The organism is Leucobacter soli (assembly GCF_042659205.1).
GTDB lineage: Bacteria > Actinomycetota > Actinomycetes > Actinomycetales > Microbacteriaceae > Leucobacter > Leucobacter soli.
The window spans coordinates 1-4,072 of sequence record NZ_JBHSRW010000207.1; the positions used below are offsets into that span (position 1 = coordinate 1).

Annotated in this window: 7 protein-coding genes and 1 pseudogene; 3 read left to right on the forward strand and 5 right to left on the reverse strand. The window is 69.4% G+C overall.

Going from position 1 to position 4,072, the window contains the following annotated elements; translation table 11 throughout:
• The 4 genes from ACFPZL_RS10780 to infC form a co-directional block, all read right to left on the reverse strand.
• On the reverse strand, positions 1–402 hold a 402-nt coding region (locus ACFPZL_RS10780), incomplete at its 3' end, for a TrmH family RNA methyltransferase (RefSeq protein ID WP_382335397.1).
• Positions 403–523: 121 nt separating this feature from the next.
• Positions 524–979, reverse strand: a complete 456-nt coding sequence (gene rplT / locus ACFPZL_RS10785) for a 50S ribosomal protein L20 (RefSeq protein ID WP_218113855.1) — start codon at positions 977–979, stop codon at positions 524–526.
• 44 nt (positions 980–1,023) lie between these two features.
• The gene (gene rpmI / locus ACFPZL_RS10790; protein WP_218113854.1) at positions 1,024–1,218 is read right to left on the reverse strand and encodes a 50S ribosomal protein L35; all 195 of its coding nucleotides are present in this window, start codon (positions 1,216–1,218) and stop codon (positions 1,024–1,026) included.
• A 71-nt stretch (positions 1,219–1,289) separates the two neighbouring features.
• Positions 1,290–1,949, reverse strand: a complete 660-nt coding sequence (gene infC / locus ACFPZL_RS10795; protein WP_382335400.1) for a translation initiation factor IF-3 — start codon at positions 1,947–1,949, stop codon at positions 1,290–1,292.
• Between the two features lie 370 nt (positions 1,950–2,319).
• Here infC and ACFPZL_RS10800 point away from each other — a divergent pair, with 370 nt between their 5' ends.
• From ACFPZL_RS10800 to ACFPZL_RS10810, 3 genes are read left to right on the forward strand one after another with little or no spacing between them, the layout of a single operon-like run.
• Positions 2,320–2,697: a DUF1844 domain-containing protein gene (locus ACFPZL_RS10800; protein WP_218113915.1), complete on the forward strand. Its 378-nt coding sequence runs from the start codon at positions 2,320–2,322 to the stop codon at positions 2,695–2,697.
• Complete coding sequence (locus ACFPZL_RS10805; RefSeq protein ID WP_218113853.1) at positions 2,697–3,428, forward strand: AzlC family ABC transporter permease; 732 nt, start codon at positions 2,697–2,699, stop codon at positions 3,426–3,428. The genes ACFPZL_RS10800 and ACFPZL_RS10805 overlap by 1 nt, the downstream gene beginning before the upstream one ends.
• Positions 3,425–3,754, forward strand: a complete 330-nt coding sequence (locus tag ACFPZL_RS10810) for a branched-chain amino acid transporter permease (protein ID WP_236021676.1) — start codon at positions 3,425–3,427, stop codon at positions 3,752–3,754. Before ACFPZL_RS10805 ends, ACFPZL_RS10810 begins: the two co-directional genes overlap by 4 nt.
• 16 nt (positions 3,755–3,770) lie before the next feature.
• Here ACFPZL_RS10810 and ACFPZL_RS10815 read toward each other — a convergent pair.
• Positions 3,771–4,072, reverse strand: a pseudogene (locus ACFPZL_RS10815) (SseB family protein); the annotation flags it as partial.

A 4,072-nucleotide genomic window follows, 5' to 3' on the forward strand; every position in this document is an offset into this window, starting at 1 on the left:
CGCGGCGCGCAGCACCGTGCCGGCGTTGCCGGGATCACGCACCTCGTGCAGGATCGCCACGAGACGGGCGTCGCGCAGCACCCCGGCGAGCGGTGCGGCCTCGATGCGGGCGACGGCCAGCACCCCCTGCGGATGAACGGTCTCGGCCATCGCCGCGAGCACCGGCTCGGTCACGCGCTCGATGACGACGCCGTGCTCCGAAGCCAGTCGATCCACCTCGTGCTGCCAGGACTCGGTGCCCATCGTCGCGTAGACCGTCTCGGCGAGGTCCGCCCGGTGCGCCAGCAGTTCCCGCACGGCCTGGGGTCCTTCGACCAGGAACAGGCCGCTCTGGCGCCGGTCCTTCCGGCGCGAGAGGGCGGCGACCCGGCGCACGCGGGGGCTCTTGGGGTTCTCGATCACCCGACCAGCCTAGCGACGTCGCCCCCGGCGCAGGACGACGTCACCCCGCGCCGCCGCTCGGAACGGCGAAGGGCCGGGCACCAATACGGTGACCGACCCTTCGCCGAGGAATGCGCGGAGCCTACTCGGCGTCGGCGGCCTTCTTCGCCGGAGCCTTCTTGGCGGCTGCCTTCTTCGCGGGCGCGGCGGGCGCCTCGACGGTCTTCGGCGCGGAGGTGTCGGCCGGCAGCGCCTGCTTGGCGGCCTCGACGAGCGACGCGAACGCGGCCGGCTCGTTGGTGGCGAGCTCGCTCAGCATGCGACGATCCACCTCGACACCCGCGAGCGAGAGGCCCTGGATGAAGCGGTTGTAGGTCAGGCCGTGCGCGCGGGCGCCGGCGTTGATGCGCTGGATCCACAGGCGACGGAAATCGCCCTTCTTCTTGCGACGGTCGTTGTACGCGTAGACGAGCGAGTGGGTGACCTGCTCCTTCGCCTTGCGGTACAGGCGCGAGCGCTGCCCGCGGTAGCCCTCGGCGCGCTCCAGGATGACGCGACGCTTCTTATGGGCGTTGACTGCCCGCTTGACTCTTGCCATTTCAGTTCTTCCTTACGAGATCTTCGAAATCCGGGTGCGGCCGCTCAGCGGACCAGCAGCTTCTTGGCCTGCTTGACGTCACCGGCCGAGAGCACCTGCTCGGCGTTCAGACGACGCTTGCGCTTCGAGGCCTTCACCTCGAGGTTGTGGCGCATGCCGGCCTGCTGCTTCATCAGCTTGCCGCTGCCGGTCACCTTGAAACGCTTCTTGGCACCCGAGTGGGTCTTCTGCTTGGGCATCTCTTCTCCTTGTGTGGTGCGTGTCGCCGAAGCGACTACGTGGGGATACGGCCTCGACGGCCGCAGGTCTGTTACTCGGCGGACTGATCCGGAGCCGCGGTGCCGTCCGCGACATCCTCCGCGCCATCGGCGGCCTTGCCCGCCTTGCGGTCGGCCTTCTCCTCGGCTCTGCGCGCATTCTGCTCGGCCTTCGCCTCGCTCTTGTTCTTCAGCGGAGCGATCACCATGACCATGTTGCGGCCGTCGATGCGAGGGTTGCTCTCGACCGTGCCGAACTCGGCGATGTCCTCGGCGAACTTCTGCAGCAGCCGGACGCCCTGCTCCGGCCGGGACTGCTCGCGCCCGCGGAACTGGATCATGGCCTTGACCTTGTCGCCCTGCGACAGGAAGCCGATCGCGCGCTTCGTCTTGGTCTCGTAGTCGTGCGTGTCGATCTTCAGACGGAAGCGGACCTCTTTCAGGACCGTGTTGGCCTGGTTGCGGCGGGCTTCCTTGGCCTTCTGCGCGGCCTCGTACTTGAACTTGCCGAAGTCCATGATCTTCGCCACGGGCGGATCGGAGTTCGGGGCGACCTCGACGAGATCGAGGTCGGCGTCGGCTGCGAGGCTCAGCGCCTTGTCGATCGACACCACCCCGACCTGCTCGCCGCCAGGGCCAACAAGTCGCACCTTGGGGGCGCGGATTCTGTCATTCGTACGGGGATCGCTGATCGCCGGCTCCTCTGTCTCAATGCTGGGGCTGCTCCCGGCCGAGGCTTCTCGGTGCCGGGGTGCTCGCAAGCAGAGCGGAGGATCGCGCACGCGCGTTCCGCACCCTTCATCTGCTGTCCCGACCGGGCCGAAGCCGCTGCGGGACGGGGTGCCAACAACCCGGTGGTCTGGGCGTTCGGAGAACCGGAGTTCGCCGTATGCTGTCGACCGCGGGTGGGAGTTTCTCCACTTGCGAGTCCGCGGAGAAAGACCGCGAACCTTGTAGATACTAGCAGATGGTCGGACCCCTGCCAACAGAGCCCCGCCGATCGGTAGACTGGTTCATGTGCACCAGACTCCCAACATCTCCGCCGAGAACACCGCCGATCCCACCGCCGAGGATCCGGCGGCGCTGCATTCGAGCGTCGAGGACCGAGACCCCCAGGATCTCACGGAGCAGGAGCAGGTCGCCCAGGCCGCACGCGACATCGCCGAGGTGCCGGCGGTCGAGGTGATCACCGCGGCAGCCGTCAACCTGCTGAGCGCCGCCGCGGTCAAGTGCGGGCTCGCGGACGATCCCGAGACGCAGACCGACCTCGACGAGGCGCGCAAGCTGATCAACGCCCTCGCCGGCCTCATCACCGCCGGCGCGCCCGAGATCAGCGATTCGCACGCCCGCCCCCTGCGCGACGGCCTGCGCTCGGTCCAGCTCGCCTTCCGCGAGGCCTCCCCCATTCCGGATGCTCCGGGGAGCGGCCCGGGCGAGAAGTACACGGGTCCCGTCATCTGATGTCCCGCGCAGCGCAGCTGCGCGCCGGCGCGGTCGACTCGCTGGGCGTCGGCCTCGGCATCTTCCCCCTCGGCGTCGCGCTCGGCGTGCTCGTGATCCAGGCGGGACTCCCCTGGTGGCTCGCCCCCGCGCTCTCGATCGGCGTCTTCGCGGGCTCGGTCGAGCTGCTGCTCGTCAGCCTGATCGCGGCGGCCACTCCGCTCGTGACGATCGCCGTGACCGTCTTCGCCATCAACTTCCGGCACGTCTTCTATCCGTTCTCGTTCCCGATCCAGGTCGTTCGGCCGGGTCTCGGCCGCGCCTACTCGATCTACGCGATGATCGACGAGGCCTACGCCACGTACGTGCTCATGCCGCCCGAGAAGCTGACCTCGACGCGGATGCTCACCGGCCAGTTCCTGATGCAGGCCTACTGGGTGGCCGGCGGCCTGGTCGGCGTCGCCCTCGCGTCGATGCTGCCCGAGCCGATCGAGGGCTTCGAGTTCGCCCTGGTCGCCCTCTTCGTCGTCATGGCCCTCGACGCCGCGCGCTCCCGGCGCGAGATCCCCTCGGTCGCGCTCGCCGGCGTCGCCGTCGCCCTCGCGATGCTGGTGTTTCCCGGCTCCGAGGTGCTCGCCGCCCTGGTGATCTTCACGCTGCTGCTGTTCGTCCGTTACGCCTGGTCGCGCATGCGCACAGCGGACGAAGGCGGCCGCGACGACGACGCGGCCCCGAGCGAGGAGGCGTCGTGACTCCCACGATCGGCTACATGATCGCCGCGGTGGCGATCGGCGGCGTCATCACCGTGCTGCTGCGGGCGCTGCCGTTCGCGATCCTCAAGCCGCTGCGCAAGTCGCGCTTCGTGACGGCGCTGGGGCGCTGGATGCCCGCGGGCCTGCTGCTCATCCTCGCGGTCGTCATGCTGAAGGAGCAGATCGCGGCCCGGCCGGCGCAGCCCTGGATCGTGGCGGTCGCGACCGCGGTGACGATCCTCGTGCACCTCTTCCTCGGCCGGCGCGCCCTGCTCAGCATATTCGCGGGCACCGGCGTCTACGTGCTGCTGCTCAATCTGTTCTGAACGCTGCTCGATCCGCTCAGTGCGCTGCTCGATCCGATCCGAGCGAGCGGATCGACAGGTGCAGCGAGTCGACGCGGCTCGCGATCAGGGCATCGCCGGCCCACCGCTGCTGCACCCCGGCCAGCACCTCCTGCAGCGCCGAGCGATCGAGCCCGGGCACCAGCACCAGGATCACCTCTGTCTCGGGGGCGAGCAGGCGCCCCTCGGGATCGCCCGGTTCGAGAACCACGTCGTGGATGCGCGGCTCCTCCGCGATCGAGGCGCGGAACGCCGCGGCGACCTCCGGGTCGGCCCAGGCCGGCAGCACCCGCAGGCCTC

Excerpts from the sequence above, each read along its gene's own strand:
- ACFPZL_RS10805 (WP_218113853.1), top strand. The coding sequence starts at position 2,697 with ATGTCCCGCGCAGCGCAGCTGCGCGCCGGCGCGGTCGACTCGCTGGGC.
- rpmI (WP_218113854.1), bottom strand. The coding sequence starts at position 1,218 with ATGCCCAAGCAGAAGACCCACTCGGGTGCCAAGAAGCGTTTCAAGGTG.
- rplT (WP_218113855.1), bottom strand. The coding sequence starts at position 979 with ATGGCAAGAGTCAAGCGGGCAGTCAACGCCCATAAGAAGCGTCGCGTC.